The organism is Salinibaculum rarum, assembly GCF_030505615.1.
Lineage (GTDB): Archaea > Halobacteriota > Halobacteria > Halobacteriales > Haloarculaceae > Salinibaculum > Salinibaculum rarum.
The window spans coordinates 1,517,355-1,532,968 of the sequence record NZ_CP129992.1 but is presented as its reverse complement, the minus strand read 5'-3'; the positions used below and the strand labels follow the sequence as shown (position 1 = coordinate 1,532,968).

At 63.5% G+C, this 15,614-nt stretch carries 16 protein-coding genes and 1 tRNA gene; 12 read left to right on the top strand and 5 right to left on the bottom strand.

Annotated elements, in window-relative coordinates:
* Nucleotides 1–96 precede the first annotated feature (96 nt).
* Nucleotides 97–4,266: a PAS domain S-box protein gene (locus QYL91_RS08145; protein ID WP_302080002.1), complete on the top strand. Its 4,170-nt coding sequence runs from the start codon at nt 97–99 to the stop codon at nt 4,264–4,266.
* Nucleotides 4,267–4,695: 429 nt separating this feature from the next.
* Entirely contained in the window at nt 4,696–4,920 is a 225-nt protein-coding gene (locus tag QYL91_RS08140; protein ID WP_302080001.1) for a DUF7542 family protein, read from the top strand.
* A gap of 51 nt (nt 4,921–4,971) precedes the next feature.
* Here QYL91_RS08140 and glyA read toward each other — a convergent pair whose 3' ends face one another.
* On the bottom strand, nt 4,972–6,219 hold the full coding sequence (gene glyA, locus QYL91_RS08135) for a serine hydroxymethyltransferase (protein ID WP_302080000.1): 1,248 nt from the start codon (nt 6,217–6,219) through the stop codon (nt 4,972–4,974).
* Between the two features lie 165 nt (nt 6,220–6,384).
* Between glyA and QYL91_RS08130 the strand changes: the two genes are divergently transcribed.
* Together QYL91_RS08130 and QYL91_RS08125 are read left to right on the top strand one after the other, a co-directional pair.
* On the top strand, nt 6,385–6,864 hold the full coding sequence (locus tag QYL91_RS08130) for an NUDIX hydrolase (RefSeq protein ID WP_302079999.1): 480 nt from the start codon (nt 6,385–6,387) through the stop codon (nt 6,862–6,864).
* Nucleotides 6,865–7,142: 278 nt separating this feature from the next.
* Nucleotides 7,143–7,319 (top strand): hypothetical protein, encoded by a 177-nt coding sequence (locus tag QYL91_RS08125; protein ID WP_302079998.1) that lies wholly within the window; start codon nt 7,143–7,145, stop codon nt 7,317–7,319.
* A 2-nt stretch (nt 7,320–7,321) separates the two neighbouring features.
* Here the strand turns inward: QYL91_RS08125 and QYL91_RS08120 are convergent, their stop codons facing one another.
* Nucleotides 7,322–8,398 carry an asparagine synthase C-terminal domain-containing protein gene (locus QYL91_RS08120; protein ID WP_302082849.1) on the bottom strand — a complete coding sequence of 359 codons (1,077 nt, stop codon included), beginning with the start codon at nt 8,396–8,398 and terminating at the stop codon, nt 7,322–7,324.
* 2 nt (nt 8,399–8,400) lie between these two features.
* A complete protein-coding gene (locus tag QYL91_RS08115) occupies nt 8,401–9,087 on the bottom strand; it encodes a PHP domain-containing protein (protein ID WP_302079997.1) in 687 nt (228 codons plus the stop codon).
* A gap of 145 nt (nt 9,088–9,232) precedes the next feature.
* Here QYL91_RS08115 and QYL91_RS08110 point away from each other — a divergent pair, with 145 nt between their 5' ends.
* The 6 genes from QYL91_RS08110 to QYL91_RS08085 all read left to right on the top strand — a co-directional run bounded on the left by QYL91_RS08110 (nt 9,233) and on the right by QYL91_RS08085 (nt 12,396).
* Nucleotides 9,233–10,267 carry a halocyanin domain-containing protein gene (locus QYL91_RS08110; RefSeq protein WP_302079996.1) on the top strand — a complete coding sequence of 345 codons (1,035 nt, stop codon included), beginning with the start codon at nt 9,233–9,235 and terminating at the stop codon, nt 10,265–10,267.
* A 160-nt stretch (nt 10,268–10,427) separates the two neighbouring features.
* Nucleotides 10,428–10,805, top strand: a complete 378-nt coding sequence (locus QYL91_RS08105) for a transcriptional regulator (protein WP_302082848.1) — start codon at nt 10,428–10,430, stop codon at nt 10,803–10,805.
* Nucleotides 10,802–11,092: a DUF7521 family protein gene (locus QYL91_RS08100; protein ID WP_302079995.1), complete on the top strand. Its 291-nt coding sequence runs from the start codon at nt 10,802–10,804 to the stop codon at nt 11,090–11,092. The genes QYL91_RS08105 and QYL91_RS08100 overlap by 4 nt, the downstream gene beginning before the upstream one ends.
* Before the next feature lie 77 nt (nt 11,093–11,169).
* Nucleotides 11,170–11,499 (top strand): DUF7521 family protein, encoded by a 330-nt coding sequence (locus QYL91_RS08095; RefSeq protein WP_302079994.1) that lies wholly within the window; start codon nt 11,170–11,172, stop codon nt 11,497–11,499.
* Nucleotides 11,500–11,515: 16 nt separating this feature from the next.
* Nucleotides 11,516–11,809, top strand: a complete 294-nt coding sequence (locus QYL91_RS08090; protein WP_302079993.1) for a CGCGG family putative rSAM-modified RiPP protein — start codon at nt 11,516–11,518, stop codon at nt 11,807–11,809.
* Between the two features lie 50 nt (nt 11,810–11,859).
* Complete coding sequence (locus QYL91_RS08085; protein WP_302079992.1) at nt 11,860–12,396, top strand: cob(I)yrinic acid a,c-diamide adenosyltransferase; 537 nt, start codon at nt 11,860–11,862, stop codon at nt 12,394–12,396.
* A gap of 11 nt (nt 12,397–12,407) precedes the next feature.
* On the opposite strand, the gene QYL91_RS08080 is transcribed toward QYL91_RS08085, so the two are convergent.
* Nucleotides 12,408–13,355, bottom strand: coding sequence for an MBL fold metallo-hydrolase (locus QYL91_RS08080; protein WP_302079991.1), 948 nt, complete (start codon nt 13,353–13,355; stop codon nt 12,408–12,410).
* 108 nt (nt 13,356–13,463) lie between these two features.
* Between QYL91_RS08080 and QYL91_RS08075 the strand changes: the two genes are divergently transcribed.
* Nucleotides 13,464–13,727 carry a DUF7553 family protein gene (locus QYL91_RS08075; protein WP_302079990.1) on the top strand — a complete coding sequence of 88 codons (264 nt, stop codon included), beginning with the start codon at nt 13,464–13,466 and terminating at the stop codon, nt 13,725–13,727.
* A gap of 52 nt (nt 13,728–13,779) precedes the next feature.
* A tRNA-Val gene (locus tag QYL91_RS08070) sits at nt 13,780–13,854 on the top strand.
* Nucleotides 13,855–14,277: 423 nt separating this feature from the next.
* Here QYL91_RS08070 and QYL91_RS08065 read toward each other — a convergent pair.
* Nucleotides 14,278–15,477: an ATP-binding protein gene (locus tag QYL91_RS08065; RefSeq protein WP_302079989.1), complete on the bottom strand. Its 1,200-nt coding sequence runs from the start codon at nt 15,475–15,477 to the stop codon at nt 14,278–14,280.
* Nucleotides 15,478–15,614 lie beyond the last annotated feature (137 nt).

Sequence of the window (15,614 nt, the reverse complement as noted above, 5' to 3'; positions counted from 1 at the left end):
TATGTTGGGCGTCATAGGTGAGTGTAGCAATCGGGCCCTTATGGCCCGGCCGGAGTCTGTCCACTCCCGGCAACGACGAGAGGGTGTCCACTTCAGATGCAATCGACAACTACGACGGTACGCCTGCTGTGTCTGACAGAGGAATCGCGGAGCAGTACTGACGTTGCAGCGACGCTCGGCCTCGAAGAGACCACCGAGCTGTCGGTGGCGACGGACCTCGACAGCGCAATCTCACAGCTCTCTGCCCACGATGTCGACTGTATTCTCTGCACGCACGCGTCGGACAGTACGGAGCGGCTCACGACGGTCCGAACGCTCCGTGGGGAGTTTCCCAGCATCCCGATCGTCGTCTTCGCGGACGGCGAGAGCGGGGACTACATCGACTCGGTCATCGACGCCGGTGCGACCGAGATAATCCAGTCGACTGTCGACAACGTCTCGAAGACCCTTCTCAGACGGCGAATCGAGGGCGTCATCGAGGCAGAATCACTTCGGTCGACCCGGGACGAGCAACTCGAACAGTACGAGACGATTCTCAACACCGCCGTCGACGGCATCTACCAGCTCGATACGGACGGGACCGTCGTCGCGGTCAACGACGCAATCGTCGAGTTGACCGGATACGACCGCGCCGAACTCATCGGCACGGACGCGGGTCTCACCATCGACGAGGCAGACGTCCGGCAAGCCAATAAAAAGGTCGGGCAAGCGCTCAAAACGGGCGACGAGGACGTCAGGTCACTGGAGATAACGGTCCAGACGAAAGACGGCAGAGAGATTCCCTGTGAGGCTCGAATCGCCGTGTTACGGCGCGACGGCAAGTTCGACGGGACCGTCGGCGTCGTCAGGGACGTCTCCGAGCAGCGCGAGCGCGAGCGCAAACTCAGCAAGCGCGACGAGATGCTCCAGCAGATAAGCGAGAGCGTCACTGACGTCGTCTGGATAACGAAACCGGAAAAAGACGAGGTAGAGTTCATCAGCGCGGCCTACGAGGACATCTGGGGACGGCCTCGGGACGACGTGACCGAAGACCCCAACGCGTTTCTCAAAGGTGTACACCCCGCAGACCGCGACCGCGTCGAAGCGGCACTCGAACGGCAGCGAGACGACCCCGACTCGTACGACGTAACCTACCGCGTCGTCCAGCCGGACGGAGACGTTCGATGGGTCCGCGACCGGGCGTTTGGCGTCTACGAGGACGGGCAACTGGTCCGAATCGTCGGTGTCGTCCAGGACATCACGGAGGAAAAACGGACACGCGAAGAACTCGCGGCCGAGCGGGATATGTTCGCACAGGGGCCGACGGTGGTTTTCAGCTGGAAAAACGAAGAAGGGTGGCCGGTCGAGTACGTCTCCGAGAACGTCGAGGACGTGCTGGGCTACACCCCGGAACAGCTCCAGTCCGCCGAGATTCCCTATCGAGATGTGATACACGAGGACGACCTCGAACGGGTCATGGCGGAAGTCAAGGAAAACAGCGACGAGACGACAGAGCGGTTCACACACGACCCGTACCGTGTGGTAACCGCCGACGGCGACGTCTGCTGGGTCACGGACACAACGAAGATCGTCAGAGAGGACGGCGAGATTACCCAGTATCTGGGCTATCTCGTCGACATCACCGAACGCAAACGACGCGAAGAACAGCTCCAGAATCTCAAAGAGGAGTACGAGATGATGGTCGAGACGGTCGGCGACGTGGTGTACACGCTCGACGAAGACTACCGTTTCATGTCGGTCAACGGGGCCGCCGAGACCGTGACCGGCTACACCTGCGACGAGCTGGAAGGGGCACACATGTCGCTGCTCCTCTCCGAGGACGAACTAGAGAAAGGGCTCGAACACCGACAGCAGGTTATCGACGGCGAGATCGAAATCGGAGACGTCGAAGTCGACGCGACTCGAAAGGACGGGACCACCTGCCACGTCGAGTTCCGATACCGAAAGCTCCCGAGCGATGGGGAGTTCCGCGGGACCGCAGGCGTCATCCGGGACATCAGCGAGCACAAAGCACGCGAAGAGCAGATTCAGGCCCAGCGTGACGAACTCGCACAACTGGATCGGCTCAACGCCGTCATCAGGGACGTCGACCAGGCACTCGTCAGCGCGACCAACCGCGAAGAAATCGAAGAGGCGGTCTGTCAGCGGCTCACCGCAACCGGCCGCTACGAGTTTGCACTCACGCTCCATCAGGAACCGGAGAACAAGCTCGTGTCTAGCGCGTGGACGGAAGATGCCAAAGAGTACGTCGACGAGGTGTTTCCCATCGAAGCCGACAGCCGCGAGGACAGTCCCGGGTTGCGGGCCCTCGATACCGGCGAAGTCACGACGATGAGTGACCTGGCAGACCGCCCAGAGGTAATCCCACCGGAGCTCGCGGAGGATGTCGGCGTACAGTCACTCGCCGCGATTCCGGTCACGTACGCCGGTCACGAGTACGGCGTCGTCGCAGTCTTCGGGGACGAATCCGACGCCTTCAGCGAGCGGGAACTGGACGTCCTCGGCGAACTCGGTGAGACAATCGGGTACGCCATCGCCGCCGTCGAACGACGCGAGCGCGAGCAGACGCTGACCGCACTGTACGAGGCGACCCGCGAGTTGGTCGGGACGAACACCGAACAGGAAGTCAGCGACGTGGTCGTCGACGTGACGACGGACGTGCTCGACCTGCCGGCGGTCGGTATCTTCCTGTTCGACGACGAGGAAAACGTCCTCCGACCGGTCGCAGCGACGGAGACACTCCACGAGTTCTACGGGGGCACGACCATCTTCGGTCCCGGACGCACCGATTCCGTAACGTGGCAGACCTACGCCACCGGCGAGTCGAGACTGTTCGACGACATCCGCACGTCGGACCAGTTGGTAAACAGCGATACCGAGAGCCGGGGCGCGCTGTTTCTCCCGCTGGGTGACCACGGGGTCCTGGTCGCAGCCTCCAGGGAAGTCGGCGCGTTCGACGACACGAAGCACAAGCTCATGGGCCTGCTCGCGGCGACGACCGAGACCGCACTCGACCGTGTGGCAAGCAAAGAGAGCATCCGCGAACGCGACACGGAACTGGCCCAGCGGACACAGACACTCGAGCAGTACGACCGCCTCAACGGCATCCTGCGAGCCGTCTCCGAGACGCTCGTTCGGTACTCCTCCCGGTCGAACATCGAACAGGCAGTCTGTGACCACCTGGTCGAAGACGACAGGTACGCCTTCGCCTGGATCGGCACGCTTCCGACCGACGAGACCACGGTCCAGCCACGCGCCTGGACCGGCGACGGGAGCTATCTCGACGCAGTCGCCGCCACCGTGGCGTCGGAGGAACCGAGCGCGCGCACGGCCGTCGAAAACGACGTGACCGTCGTCGAAAACGTCACCGACCACCTGCAAAACGAAACGTGGGCCCAGACGGCCGTCGAGTACAACTTCCAGTCGGCGCTGTCGGTCCCGCTGCCGTACGGTGAGACGAACTACGGCGTCCTGACCGTGTACGCGAACACGCCCGACGCGTTCGACGAGACGACTCAAGAGGTGTTTGCCGACATCGGCCGTCTCGTCGGGTACGGACTCAACGCCGCCGAGACGAAACAGGGGATTCTCGCCGGGGAGGTGACGGAACTCGAACTGGAGATTGCCTCGCCGGACACGTTCCTGAACGCGGTCGCGACACTGGCCGGCGTCCCCGTCCAGTACCGGGAGACGACACCCGACGGCGACGGCCAGACGCGTGTGCTGTTCGAACTCGACGACCCGCCGGTCGAGGACATCCTCGCGCTCGAAGCGGACTTTGTCGCCGTCGAATCGCTGACACACGTCGAGCGGGGCGACTCGCATCTGTTCAGAGCGACGCTGACCGGCGACACCGTCGCCGGGACGCTGCTCGAAGGCGGCGGCATTCCGCGACACGTCGAAGCGGACGCCGGCCACACCCGCGCGGTCGTTCGCCTGCCACAGCAACTGTCCGTCCGCGAGTTTCTCGCCCGAATCGAAGAGACCTACCCGGAGACCGAACTGCGGTCCAGACGCGAACGGACACAGACCGAAGCCCGGGAACCACTCCAGTTCCGGCTCGGGACGGAGTTGACCGACCGCCAGCGGGAGGTTCTGGTGACGGCCTACCAGAGTGGCTTCTTCCAGTCGCCACGCGAGACGACGGGTGCCGAACTCGCGGAACTACTCGACGTCTCACAGCCGACCGTGACCCACCACCTCCGGGAAGCCCAGCGACGGCTCTTTGCGGAACTGTTCGACGACGAGTCACCGGAGCACGTCTAGGTGATTAGCCTGTCCGTCGAGAGCGTTATTATATATTAGGAGATACTTCTATACAGGGTACACACTTACCAGATGGCGGCGGCAGTGCGACGAGACGTTGATAGACGAGATGTGGTCGCTCCGCCGGACAGACAGGCCGTCGAGGACTCGGCGGCACGTTGTCAGAGGCACGCGACGACCGCCACTTCGGACACCCTCATCGTCGTGCATGGACACCACGACACTTTCCGACGCGATCGTCGCAGTTGTGCTAACCCGAACATCGGGCGGTGACGAACCGTCCGGACCCCCTTCTCTCCCCCTTCTTGACCGACACAGCGGACGCTACGGACAATCAGTCACACCGATAGACAGTCGCCAGCGAGAGACCACTCGGGGGCCCAGTCGCGGAGCGAAACGGCTTATGTCGCTCCGTCCCACAGTTCACGTATGGCATCGGACCGCGCGGTCGTCACCTGTCCGGCCTGTGACCTCGAAGAGGCCTTCGAAAAACTCCAGAGCGCACGGGCCTGTATCGAACGCCACCGGCGAGAGACGGGTCACGACCCCGCATGGGACCTCGCGCCGCTCTCCTCGGGCGTCGAACGCGCCGGTGAAGCGGCCGGCGTCTGTGGCATTCCCGGGTCGGCCGACGACATCGTCGACGGCGAGTGACCGAGTACAGACACGTCCTCAAAACGAGAGCAACAGAAATAGTCGAGTGGACTACTCGTAGAGCGTGTACTCGTCGGTGAGTTCGTCGACGCGTGCGCTGACGTCACTTTTCACGTCTTCGTCGTCGTAGTTGTCGACGACGCGGTAGATGAGGTCTGCGACCTCGCGGCAGGCGTCCTCGTCGAAGCCACGCGTGGTCAGCCCGGGCGTGCCCGCGCGAATGCCCGAGGGATTGAACGCAGAGCGCGTCTCACCGGGGACGGTGTTTGCGTTCAGGACGATACCGACCTCTTCGAGGGCCTGTTCTGCGTCTTTCCCGGTCGTGTCCGGGTGTGACTCGCGGAGGTCGACGAGCACGAGGTGGTTGTCCGTGCCACCGGAGACAAGCGAGAGACCGTGTTCCTGGAGCTGGTCGCCCAGCGCCTTCGCGTTGTCGACGACCTGCTGGGCGTACTCGTCGAACTCGGGGTTGAGTGCCTCGCCGAAGCCGACGGCCTTGCCGGCGACGTTGTGCATCAGCGGGCCGCCCTGACTGCCGGGGAAGACGGCCGCGTCGATGTCGTCGGCGTACTCGTCGTCGCACATGATGATGCCGCCACGGCCGGCGCGGATGGTCTTGTGCGTCGACCCCGTCACGAAGTCGGCGATGCCGACCGGCGAGGAGTGGACGCCGGCGGCGACCAGACCGGTGATATGGGCGATGTCCGCGAGGTGGTAGGCGTCGACGGCGTCGGCGGCCGCCTGAATCTCCTCCCACTCGATGTCCCGGGGATACGCCGAGTATCCCGAGACGATGATGTCGGGCTGGAACTCCTCGGCGAGGTCGTGGAGCGCCTCGTAGTCGATGTAGCCCGTCTCGGCGTCGACGTGGTACTGCTCGACCTCGTAGGTCTTGCCCGTGAAGTTCGCGGGGTGACCGTGCGAGAGGTGGCCGCCGTGTTCGAGTTCCAGCGAGAGAATCTTGTCGCCGGGTTCGAGCATGGCGAGGTAGACGCCCATGTTGGCCTGCGTGCCCGAGTGGGGCTGGACGTTGACGTGTTCGGCGCCCCACAGTTCCTCTGCGCGCTCGATGGCCAGGTTCTCGACGTCGTCGGCGTACTCACAGCCGGCGTAGTAGCGCTCGCCGGGGTAGCCCTCGGCGTACTTGTTGGTGAGTTCCGAGCCCTGTGCTTCGAGAACTGCCTCGCTGACGTGGTTCTCGCTGGCAATCATCGCGAGCGTGTCGTTTTGCCGTTCGCGTTCGCCGTCGAGTGCGTCGGCGACAGCGGGGTCGACCTCCCGTACCGTATCGTAGCTCATACCGGGAGCCAGGGGAGTGGGGGCTAAGAATCTACCTTTCCAGTCGAGCCAGTGCAGGTCACCCACACGGCCCGAGTGTCCGTCAAAAGAACGTGCTGGCAGGGTAGCCCGGCTGTGTGACAGCCGACAGCAACGCAAAAGGCCAGCCCGTCCCTCAGGCAGGACATGGAGACCACCCGCCACTTCGTCGCCACTGTCTACGTCGTCCACGACGGCGCAACCGCACTCCACGCCCACGACAAACTCGACATGTGGCTCCCACCGGGAGGGCACATCGACCGCGACGAAGTCCCACACGAAGCCGCGACCCGCGAGGTGCGTGAGGAGCTGGGGCTCGACCCGACGCTCGTGGCGCCGACAGCAGACATCGACTCGCCGACCGTCCAGTCGATTCCCCAGCCCCAGCAGTTCTTGCTGGAGGACATCAACACCTGTGACGGCGACGTCGGCCACCAGCACATCGACTTTGTCTTCTACGGCTCTGTCGAGAGCCGCGACATCACGCCAGCGGGGGACGAACAGCCGGCCGACGACTGGGAGTGGTTCACGCCGGCACAGCTCCGTGCCAACGCCGAGATGCTGGAACCCGACGTGGTCGAAGTCGGCCAGCGAGCAATCGAGCACGTCCAGAGCGAAGCAGAGTAACAAGGGAGCATACCGTCGAGCAGACAGGAAACCCACCGAATACGGGGTCGAACAGTCACTTCTGGAGCCAATCGGACCCGCTGTGCATGGTCTGCACGCGTTGCAGGAGGTAAAATAATACGTCCCCCCGTATTTGTATGGGATGCGATGCCAGGGAGAGAGAATCAAGGGGCCGTAACTCCCATGTCCGGGGAGTTCCGGAACCAGTACGAAGCGGCGCTGGCAGCAGACACAGGCGGGTCTGCGTGGCTGCAACCGGGTCACAGTGGAGGGGGCAGATGACCTGCACTCACTGTGGCGGCGACGCGATAACGAAGTCGTACACGCTCCGGTGTACACCGAAACTGCGCAAGCCGCGTGTCATAGAGTTGCACCTCTGTACGGACTGTCTCCGACAGCTCTGTACCGAGGAGAACATCGAACTCGTCGAGGAGGCACGGTACGTCACGGCGTAGTGTCAGTCCACGAGCGCCTCGACGTACCGTGTCACATGGTCGTCCATTCGACGTTTGAACCCGTTCTGACGCGCCAGTCGGTCGAGTTCGCGCGAGACCAGACTGCCGTACTGGACGGCTTTTTTCTCGCGAAACGCCACCGGGTCGGGGAGCCACGCACGGGCCGCCAGCCGAAGCGTCCACTTGCGCTCACCGCGGTCGGTCACGAGCAACGCGCCCGGGAGCGCGAGCGCGGCCCGGACCACCCGGTCGTGGAGGAGCGGCGCCACCGGTTCGACGCCAGCCCCCCGAATCGCCAACATGTCCCGCTCTAGCTGGTCGGGCAGCGTTCCGAGGAGTTCCCGGCGGGCACCGCGGACGGTCGTCGCCTCGACGCGCGGGTCGTCGGGCGCGCGTGCGACCTTGGCGTAGCCGCCGAACAGTTCGTCTGCGCCCTGCCCGACTGCGAGAGTCGAAAAGCCGTCAGCCGCGACTCGGCGGGCGACCAGAAAGAGTGGCAGCGCAATCTGGACGGCCATCGCGTCGGTCCGACCGATGGCGTCGACGAGCGGCGGTATCGCGCGTTCGAGCGCGTCGTGGTCGAGTTCGACGACGCGCACGTCCAGGCCAAGTGCGCGCGCACCCTCGCGTGCCGCCTGCACGTCGTGACTGTCCGGAAAGCCGACGACGTACAGCGGCGCGTCGAGTCGGGCGGCCAGCAGTGCCGAATCGACGCCCCCGGAGAAGGCAATCGCCAGCCCGTCTGTCGACACCTCGACGAGCGTCTCGTCGAGTGCGGCACGGACGGACGCGACAGCACGGTCGCGGTCGGTCGTCGGTTCGGGGTCGGGAAGCGTCCAGACACGCTCGTCGCCGATCGCGTCGCGGACGTGGCCGGCTGGCACCGGGACGGGGTCATCGAGGTCCGCCGGGTCGTGACTCCAGACTGTGGCGTCCACGCGCTCGGAGTAGAGCAGTTCCCGACCCAGCACGTCTCGACAGAGGCGACCGTCGAGTTCGCCAGCGAACCCGGCCGTACCGGGAAGTGGGTCGCCCTCGGCCAGCGCAGTGCGGACCAGTTCGGGGTCGGCGCCGGCGATGGTCATTCCAGAAGGTTGCGGACGCTGGCGGCGACGCGGCGTTTCACACCACCGGCGAACTGCTGGAAACTGATATGCCAGGGGGTGCGCCGCCCTTCGACGGTCGTCTCGCCCGCGACGACACCGTCGAGAATCGCACCGACGCTTCGCTCGTCGGTGCCGACGTTGGTGATTGCCTGCCCGACCATCTCGCTGATGTGGGCGTCGCTGCCGGCGGTCATCGGCATCTCGTGGGTTCGCGCGAAGCGTTCCGCCTGTCGGTTCGCCCGGCCGGTAAAGAGCCGCGAGTTGTACACTTCGATGGCGTCGGCGGCGGTCAGTTCCGCTTTCGAGATGTTGTCGAGGACGCCGTGTCGCGACTCCTGGAACGGATGGGGGACGACGGCGACACCGCCCTGGTCGTGGATGCGGTCGAGCGTCTCACGGAACGAAAGGCCCGCGGGGACGAGTTCCTCGATACCCAGCGCAAGAACGTGGCCGGCACTGGACGAAATCTCCATGCCGGGGATGCCGACGAGGCCGTAGTCGGCGGCTTTGGCGGCGGCGTCGAGACTGGCGTCGATTTCGTCGTGGTCGGTGACAGCGAGGGCGTCGAGACCGACCGTGGCCGCCCGTTCGAGGAGGTCCTCGACCGGGTCCCGACCGTCGTACGAGAGCGACGAGTGCGCGTGTAACTCGACCGAAAGCACACCCGACCGTAACGCAGGGGAGGAGAAAAGCGCCCCGGTACGGCACAATGCCCCGTCACCGGCCACAGCGATGGTACAACCGAGTGAGAACGAGTCCCAAGCAAAATAATCGGTTTTATCAGCGCTCGGGCTTCGAGTAGAATGTATGCGTAAGCGACCCCAGCGGACATGTTCACGCCGGACGCTCCTGAAGACAGGAACCGGCGCAGCGGTCACACTCGCCGCGACCAGCGGGACGGCACTCGCCCAGGACGAAAACTACGACGGCTACCTCGCCGACGCGATGAACTACGACGGCCGAACTGCCGACTACACCGGCCAGGACAGCGTCACGGTCAAGGTCGGTGCCGGGTCGGTGAATCTGGCGTTTGGCCCCGCAGCAATCACCGTCGACCCCGGGACCGAAGTCACCTGGGAGTGGACCGGTGCGGGCGGCGCACACAACGTCGTCGCAGAAGACGGGTCTTTCAGGAGCGGCGACGCCGTCAGCACCGACGGAGAGACGTTCACACAGACGTTCGAGAGCGAGGGTGTCAACAAGTACTACTGTAATCCCCACAAGGCATCCGGGATGAGAGGCGTCGTCGCGGTCGGCGACACCGCAGAGGGGGAGGTTGTCGCACCAGGTCAACTCCAGAGCGACGACGGCGGAAGCGAGAGCACCGGCGAATCGGCCGACTACGACTTCGATGGCTATCTGGATGATGCGAATCTCTACGAGGGGTCCGTCGAGGACCTGCGCGGCGAGGACGCGGTGACTGTCGAGGTCGGCGCCGGGTCGATCGGGCTGGCGTTCGGCCCGCCGGCGATTCACGTCGACCCCGGAACGACGGTCACCTGGGAGTGGACCGGCGAAGGTGGCGGCCACAACGTCGTCGCAAACACCGGGGCATTCGAATCCGGCGAACCGCAAACCTCGGGGACCTACGAGTACACCTTCGAGGAAGACGCGACACACACCTACTACTGTCGTCCCCACGAGGGCGCGGGGATGAAAGGTGCCGTCGTGGTCGGCGCAGGGGGGAGCGCCGGCGAAGAGGAGAGCAGCGGGCCACAGACAGCAGCGAACGACCTGGCACTCCAGACGCTCGCAGCGATGCTCGTGATGGGACTGCTCTCGCCGATCATCTTCCTGCTTTTCGTCCGCCGGAAGATGCAGGGCGAGCCGCGTCCCGAGTGACACACTCTGGCGACGCTCTATTCTCGAATACACCTTGAGAGGGGCCGTCTCGATGGTCCACCCGCCTGGCCGACAGTCCGAGACAGGGGCGCTCCGGTGGCGGGTTCCGTCGGGTGATGTCGGTGCTGTTTTAATCGTCCCGCAGATAGAGCAATCAGGGATGGTCCGTGACCCGTTCGCCGAGGATGATACGCCGGAGCTACAGGACATCCTCGATGCACTGGACGACCCCGACTGCCGGTCTATCGTCCGGATTCTGGACGAACCGATGACGGCCGACGAGATTGCCGAGGCCGCAGACGTCCCACTCTCGACGACCTACCGCAAACTCGACTTGCTGACGGAGGCGTCACTGCTCGAAGAGGGGACCGAGATACGGCCCGACGGACAGCACGCAAGCAGGTACAGCGTCGCATTCGAGGAGGTCATCATCGGTATCGCAGACACCCGGGAGTTCGAGGTCGACATCTCGCGGCGGCCACGGACAGCAGACGAACGCCTGGCAAACCTGTGGTCGGAGGTGCAAAAAGAAACATGAGCCCGCATCAAGTCACGACGCCGATTGCGATTGTCGCACTGAAGACGATTACGCTCATTCTTGGCGCGATTATCGCCTATCTCGCCTACAAGGCATATCGGCGGACCGGTGCGGAGCCGCTGCGCTTTCTGGCCTACGGCTTTGGATTTGTCACGTTCGGGTCGTTGCTCGCGGGCGTTATCGACCAGGTACTCAATCTGAGTTTCCGGTTGGGCCAACTTGTCGAGACGGCACTCGTCACCGTCGGCTTTGCCGTCATCGTCTATTCGCTGTACGTCGATGGGTGAGGGGCGTTCTCAGCGACTGGCAATTCGGTTCAATATATATACTGGTTGCTAGTCACGATTGAATCGAGGAGAACAGCATGGACTTCACCCAGACGACAGTCGTCCTGATTGCCGCAAAGACGGGGACACTCGCGTTCGGGAGCGTGCTAACCTTCCTCTCTTACCGTGCGTTTCGCCGGACACGGTCGCGAGCGCTCCGCGCGCTCGCAGTCGGTATCGGGCTCCTGACACTCGGTGCGCTCCTCGGTGGCGTCCTCCACCAGCTTGCCGGTATCAGTCTCAAAGCGAGCGTCGGTGTCCAGAGTGTCTTTACCGCCGTCGGCTTTGCCATCATGACCTACTCGCTCTTTGTCGACATCGTCGACGATTCGAGCCGAACACGTTCGGGAATGCGTACTGGCGACTGAGGCCCCTCTGTCCGGTATGACCGCTCTCGACGAAGACGCCGAGCCGATTACTGACACCGTCCACGACAACTCCTGGTCAGCGAACCTCGAAACGCCCAGGCACGCCGACGACCGGCAACTCGTCGTCGACCAGGCGCTTGCCGCGATCGAACACACCACCAGTGGCAACCACGTCAACCTCGTCACCCACGGCGACCACGGCCACCCCAGCGAGTTCCTCTACGAGACACTCGCCGACGCCGGCAGCCTCGACTACGAGTACATCGACCAGTGTGGCTGTGGCGGGCACGTCACACGCGTCCACGTCTGAGCGCCAGGGTCGTGCGTGAGTATAAGTCCCTGTCGCCCCCAGATGCGGGTATGAAAATCTACACCGGCCGCGGCGACGAGGGGATGACCGACCTGCGGAACATGGACCGCGTCTCGAAGGCCAGTGCCCGCATCGAGGCCTACGGGACTGTCGACGAAGTCAACGCCATCCTGGGGTCTGTCCGTCCGACCGGCTACGACGACATCGACGACCAACTCCAGCAGGCACAGAACCACCTCCACATCGTTCAGGCTGACTTTGCCAACCCCCAACCCGACGAGGACGACCCCGTCGTCCGCAGCGAACACGTCGACACCGTCGAAGACTGGATTGACGCCTGGGAGGAAGAACTGGACCCACTGGAGGACTTCATCCTCCCCGGCGGCTCCGAGCAGGGGTCGACAATCCACCACGCGCGTGCGGTCTGTCGGCGGGCCGAACGCCGCGCTGTCGCCTTCGCCTCCGAGGAAGCGTCGGTCAACGACACCGCAATCGTCTATCTCAATCGCCTCTCTGATGTGCTCTTTACCGTCGCCCGCGTCGTCAACAAACGCGAGGGCGTCCGCGAAGAGAATCCGACGTACTGACGGCGCCGTCGTCAGGTCGGTTCGTAGACGACGACGTCGCCGGACGGCCGCTGGGTAACCTCGCCGCGCGCTTCGAGCACGTCGAGGTGGCCGACCGCTTCGCTCAGCCCGGAGAACTGCTCGGTCAGCGGGAGGTCGTCGAACAACTGGTGCATTATTTCGACGGGGACCACCGGTCCGTCGACGAGTTCTCGGACCGTCTCTGTCCGTTGTTCGTGCGCGTCGAGAATCTCGTCGATTCGCTCGGCGGGGGCCGTCACGTCGTTGCCGTGTCCAGGCAGGAAGCGGTCGTAGGACTGCTCGCGCAGCCGCCGGAGCGAGTCGTTGTACGCCGGCAGGACGCGCGGCCGTTCGCCGCCCCGGTCGGCCGGTGGCTGGAGGAAGGGATTGGGCGTGATGTTCCCGAGGACGTTGTCACCGACGAGCGCGCGATGCTGTCCGTCGGCGTCGTAGCCGAAAACGAGTTCGCCGGGCGCGTGACCCTCGACAGGGTCGGCGGTCAGCGTCGTCTCCACGACAGTGAACCTGTCACCACTCGATAGCCGGCGGTCTGTTTGCACTTCAGGCGCGAACGGCAGGAACGCCTCGGGCAGATTGGTCACCGTCTCGGCGGATTCCGCCGAGAGACCACAGCGCTCGAAAAAGCTCGTAAAGTACGACTGCTCGTAGTGGAGGCGGTTCTCGAACTCCGCCATAATATCGGCGGCCTGCGGACTGGCGAGGACACGCGCTCCCTCCTTTCGGAGTCGCCGCGCGAGTCCAAAGTGGTCCGGGTGGGGATGTGTCACCACGACCTGTTCGATGTCCTCGGGCGCGAGTCCTGCCGCGTTTATCCCATCGAGCAGCGCCGCCCACGCTTCTTCGCTGTCCGGTCCGGGGTCGACGATGGTCCGCCCCGCGAGATACGTGTTGACCCGTCCAATCTGGAACGGCGTCGGCACGCGGATGCGTGTAAACATGCCTCCCACTTTTGTCGGCGACGGGATACCGTTTGTGCACCGTTTCGCACGCGGGCAGTATTCTGTTGTCCCGCAAAGGATATATTCCAGCCGAGCCTACATACAGGTATGAACAGGCATTTCGAAGATGCCCGATACTACGTCAAGCGAGCCGGAGAGACCGCCAAGAAAGGGATTGTCGAAGAGTTAGAGCCAGTCGAGCAGCGAGTGAAGCGACTGGCAGGGCGAGAGGACGAGCCAGAGCCAAGCCGATTGGAGGACGTTCGGGCCGAACTGCGGGAGTTGCAGGGGCGTGCGACGGGCGAGACCAAAGAAGTGCTTCGAGACGCGCGGGAGCGACTGGCGACAGTGCGGGAACAGCGAGCCGAATAACGCGGCCACAAGACAATTCTTAAGTCCGGCGCGGGGGTAGCGACGCCTGACCGGGTCGGTGATCTAGTCCGGTTATGATACCTCCTTCACACGGAGGAAGCCGGCGGTTCAAATCCGCCCCGACCCATCTGATCCTCACACGGATCGTAAGGACCCGTTTTCGCCCGTTTCAGAGTGCGTAGCGATGGATTCGTCATTTTCGGGGGCGTTTTTCGAGGGTCGCTGAGACCCGGATTCCATTAGGCTATCGAACGGGGGTCAGCGCCGTCCGTTGGTTCCGGAGATTGATAGCGTTGGGAGAGTTATGAATGTCGGGGTACAAACCTTGTCCCGTGCCTCCGAACGCCGTGGTTCAATGCTGCTTCTGGCCTGAGCGGAAGCGACACTCACAGTTCTCCTCAAACAATTCCAGTGTCGCTAACCGCGTCACTCAGCCGGTGTCAAAACCCAATGGTCTCGGCTAGGGTTTCGAGTTTCGCAGAACACCGACTACCCGTCTGGATTCCGAGCGGATCGCAATCCGCGACGTCATCGCAGGGGTTCACACCCCTCACCGAGCGAGTCGCTCGAAGTCACCCACTTCGATTTCGTCACCGCCGCGTCCGAAGGCCGCGTTTCGAGCGGCCTGGGTAACGATAGCTTGAATGTCGGCAGCCACAGCCCCTTCTGTCGCGCGCGCCAACCGTTCGATGTCCGCGTCGCTCAGTGAATTGGGCCGTCCCGTGAGCTGTACATCGATAATTTCCTTCCGGGCATCGTAATCGGGTTGTCCGACGAAGATTTCCTTATCGATACGGCCGTTTCTCGTGGCGGCGTTGTCGAGATGGTCGCGCTCGTTTGTCGCGCCGATGAACAGGACTCGGTCCCGCGCAGACTCCTGGAGGTGACTGAGGAACTCGTTGACGACCTTGCGATCCTCCCCGTGACTGTCCATCTGGCGCTCCGGAAGCACCGCATCAAGTTCGTCAAGGAAGATAACCGCCCCACCCGCCTCCTCGGCTAATTCTTCGGCTTCGTCGAACAACTGTCCGATTCGGTCAGCGCTCTCGTTGACCCACTTGCTCGTCACGTCGCTCCCGCTTAGGTTCACGAATGGGAACCCGATTTCTGTGGCGAGCGCCTGTGCCAAGTAGGTTTTCCCGGTTCCCGGCGGACCGTAGAAGAGCACGTTCGGCAATGGGATGTCAAACTTCTCGGCCTTCTCCGGTCCCTCTTTCATCGGCCGGATGACGTCCTGCCGGAGTTCCGCTTTTACTTCGTCCATCCCTCCGACGTCGGCCATATTCACGCCCGTCTCCGTAACCCAATCGTACTGGTGGTCGTCGGTGTCGAGGGGTGACTCAGTCAGATCGCCAGTCGAGTCACCGATCTCCCCCTCGTGATAGCACCCGTCTTGCGGGGCTAACCCCTCGGGCTGTTCTTCCTCGGTCAAATCAGCGTTTAGCGGATTCACGAGGTCAGAGTTAGACTTTGAGTCGGGAGTCGCGTCACCACCAGTGCTATCACTCCCACTAACGGTGTCCCCCGACTCGTCGCCTGAGCCTGATACCTCCCGTGCTGCGTGGCTCGGTGACTCGATCGGCTCAACGGATGTCGTTCGGGGAACCGCGAGATGTGAGTCGCGGTTCGCCGGCGGTCGCGGTAGCGAGGGATCGCCGTCCTGACTTGACGGCTCCCGGCCGGCGTTCTTCCGCCTGGCGAGGTAGATGCTGGCTCCGATTGCGGCCCCGCCGATCGCCTTCCAACTCACGGCAGTTCCGTTTGATAGATATCCGATGACGTTCCGGAACGACTGGGCATAGGACGATGTAACGACACCGACTGCGAATACGCAACCAACCGCCGCCGTAGAGACAACGAATCTAACGGTGAACTTATTCCTTGGCA

Coding starts and splice junctions, on each gene's coding strand:
- QYL91_RS08145 (WP_302080002.1), top strand. CDS start 97: ATGCAATCGACAACTACGACGGTACGCCTGCTGTGTCTGACAGAGGAA.
- QYL91_RS08140 (WP_302080001.1), top strand. CDS start 4,696: ATGGCATCGGACCGCGCGGTCGTCACCTGTCCGGCCTGTGACCTCGAA.
- glyA (WP_302080000.1), bottom strand. CDS start 6,219: ATGAGCTACGATACGGTACGGGAGGTCGACCCCGCTGTCGCCGACGCA.
- QYL91_RS08130 (WP_302079999.1), top strand. CDS start 6,385: ATGGAGACCACCCGCCACTTCGTCGCCACTGTCTACGTCGTCCACGAC.
- QYL91_RS08125 (WP_302079998.1), top strand. CDS start 7,143: ATGACCTGCACTCACTGTGGCGGCGACGCGATAACGAAGTCGTACACG.
- QYL91_RS08110 (WP_302079996.1), top strand. CDS start 9,233: ATGCGTAAGCGACCCCAGCGGACATGTTCACGCCGGACGCTCCTGAAG.
- QYL91_RS08105 (WP_302082848.1), top strand. CDS start 10,428: ATGGTCCGTGACCCGTTCGCCGAGGATGATACGCCGGAGCTACAGGAC.
- QYL91_RS08100 (WP_302079995.1), top strand. CDS start 10,802: ATGAGCCCGCATCAAGTCACGACGCCGATTGCGATTGTCGCACTGAAG.
- QYL91_RS08095 (WP_302079994.1), top strand. CDS start 11,170: ATGGACTTCACCCAGACGACAGTCGTCCTGATTGCCGCAAAGACGGGG.
- QYL91_RS08090 (WP_302079993.1), top strand. CDS start 11,516: ATGACCGCTCTCGACGAAGACGCCGAGCCGATTACTGACACCGTCCAC.
- QYL91_RS08085 (WP_302079992.1), top strand. CDS start 11,860: ATGAAAATCTACACCGGCCGCGGCGACGAGGGGATGACCGACCTGCGG.
- QYL91_RS08080 (WP_302079991.1), bottom strand. CDS start 13,355: ATGTTTACACGCATCCGCGTGCCGACGCCGTTCCAGATTGGACGGGTC.
- QYL91_RS08075 (WP_302079990.1), top strand. CDS start 13,464: ATGAACAGGCATTTCGAAGATGCCCGATACTACGTCAAGCGAGCCGGA.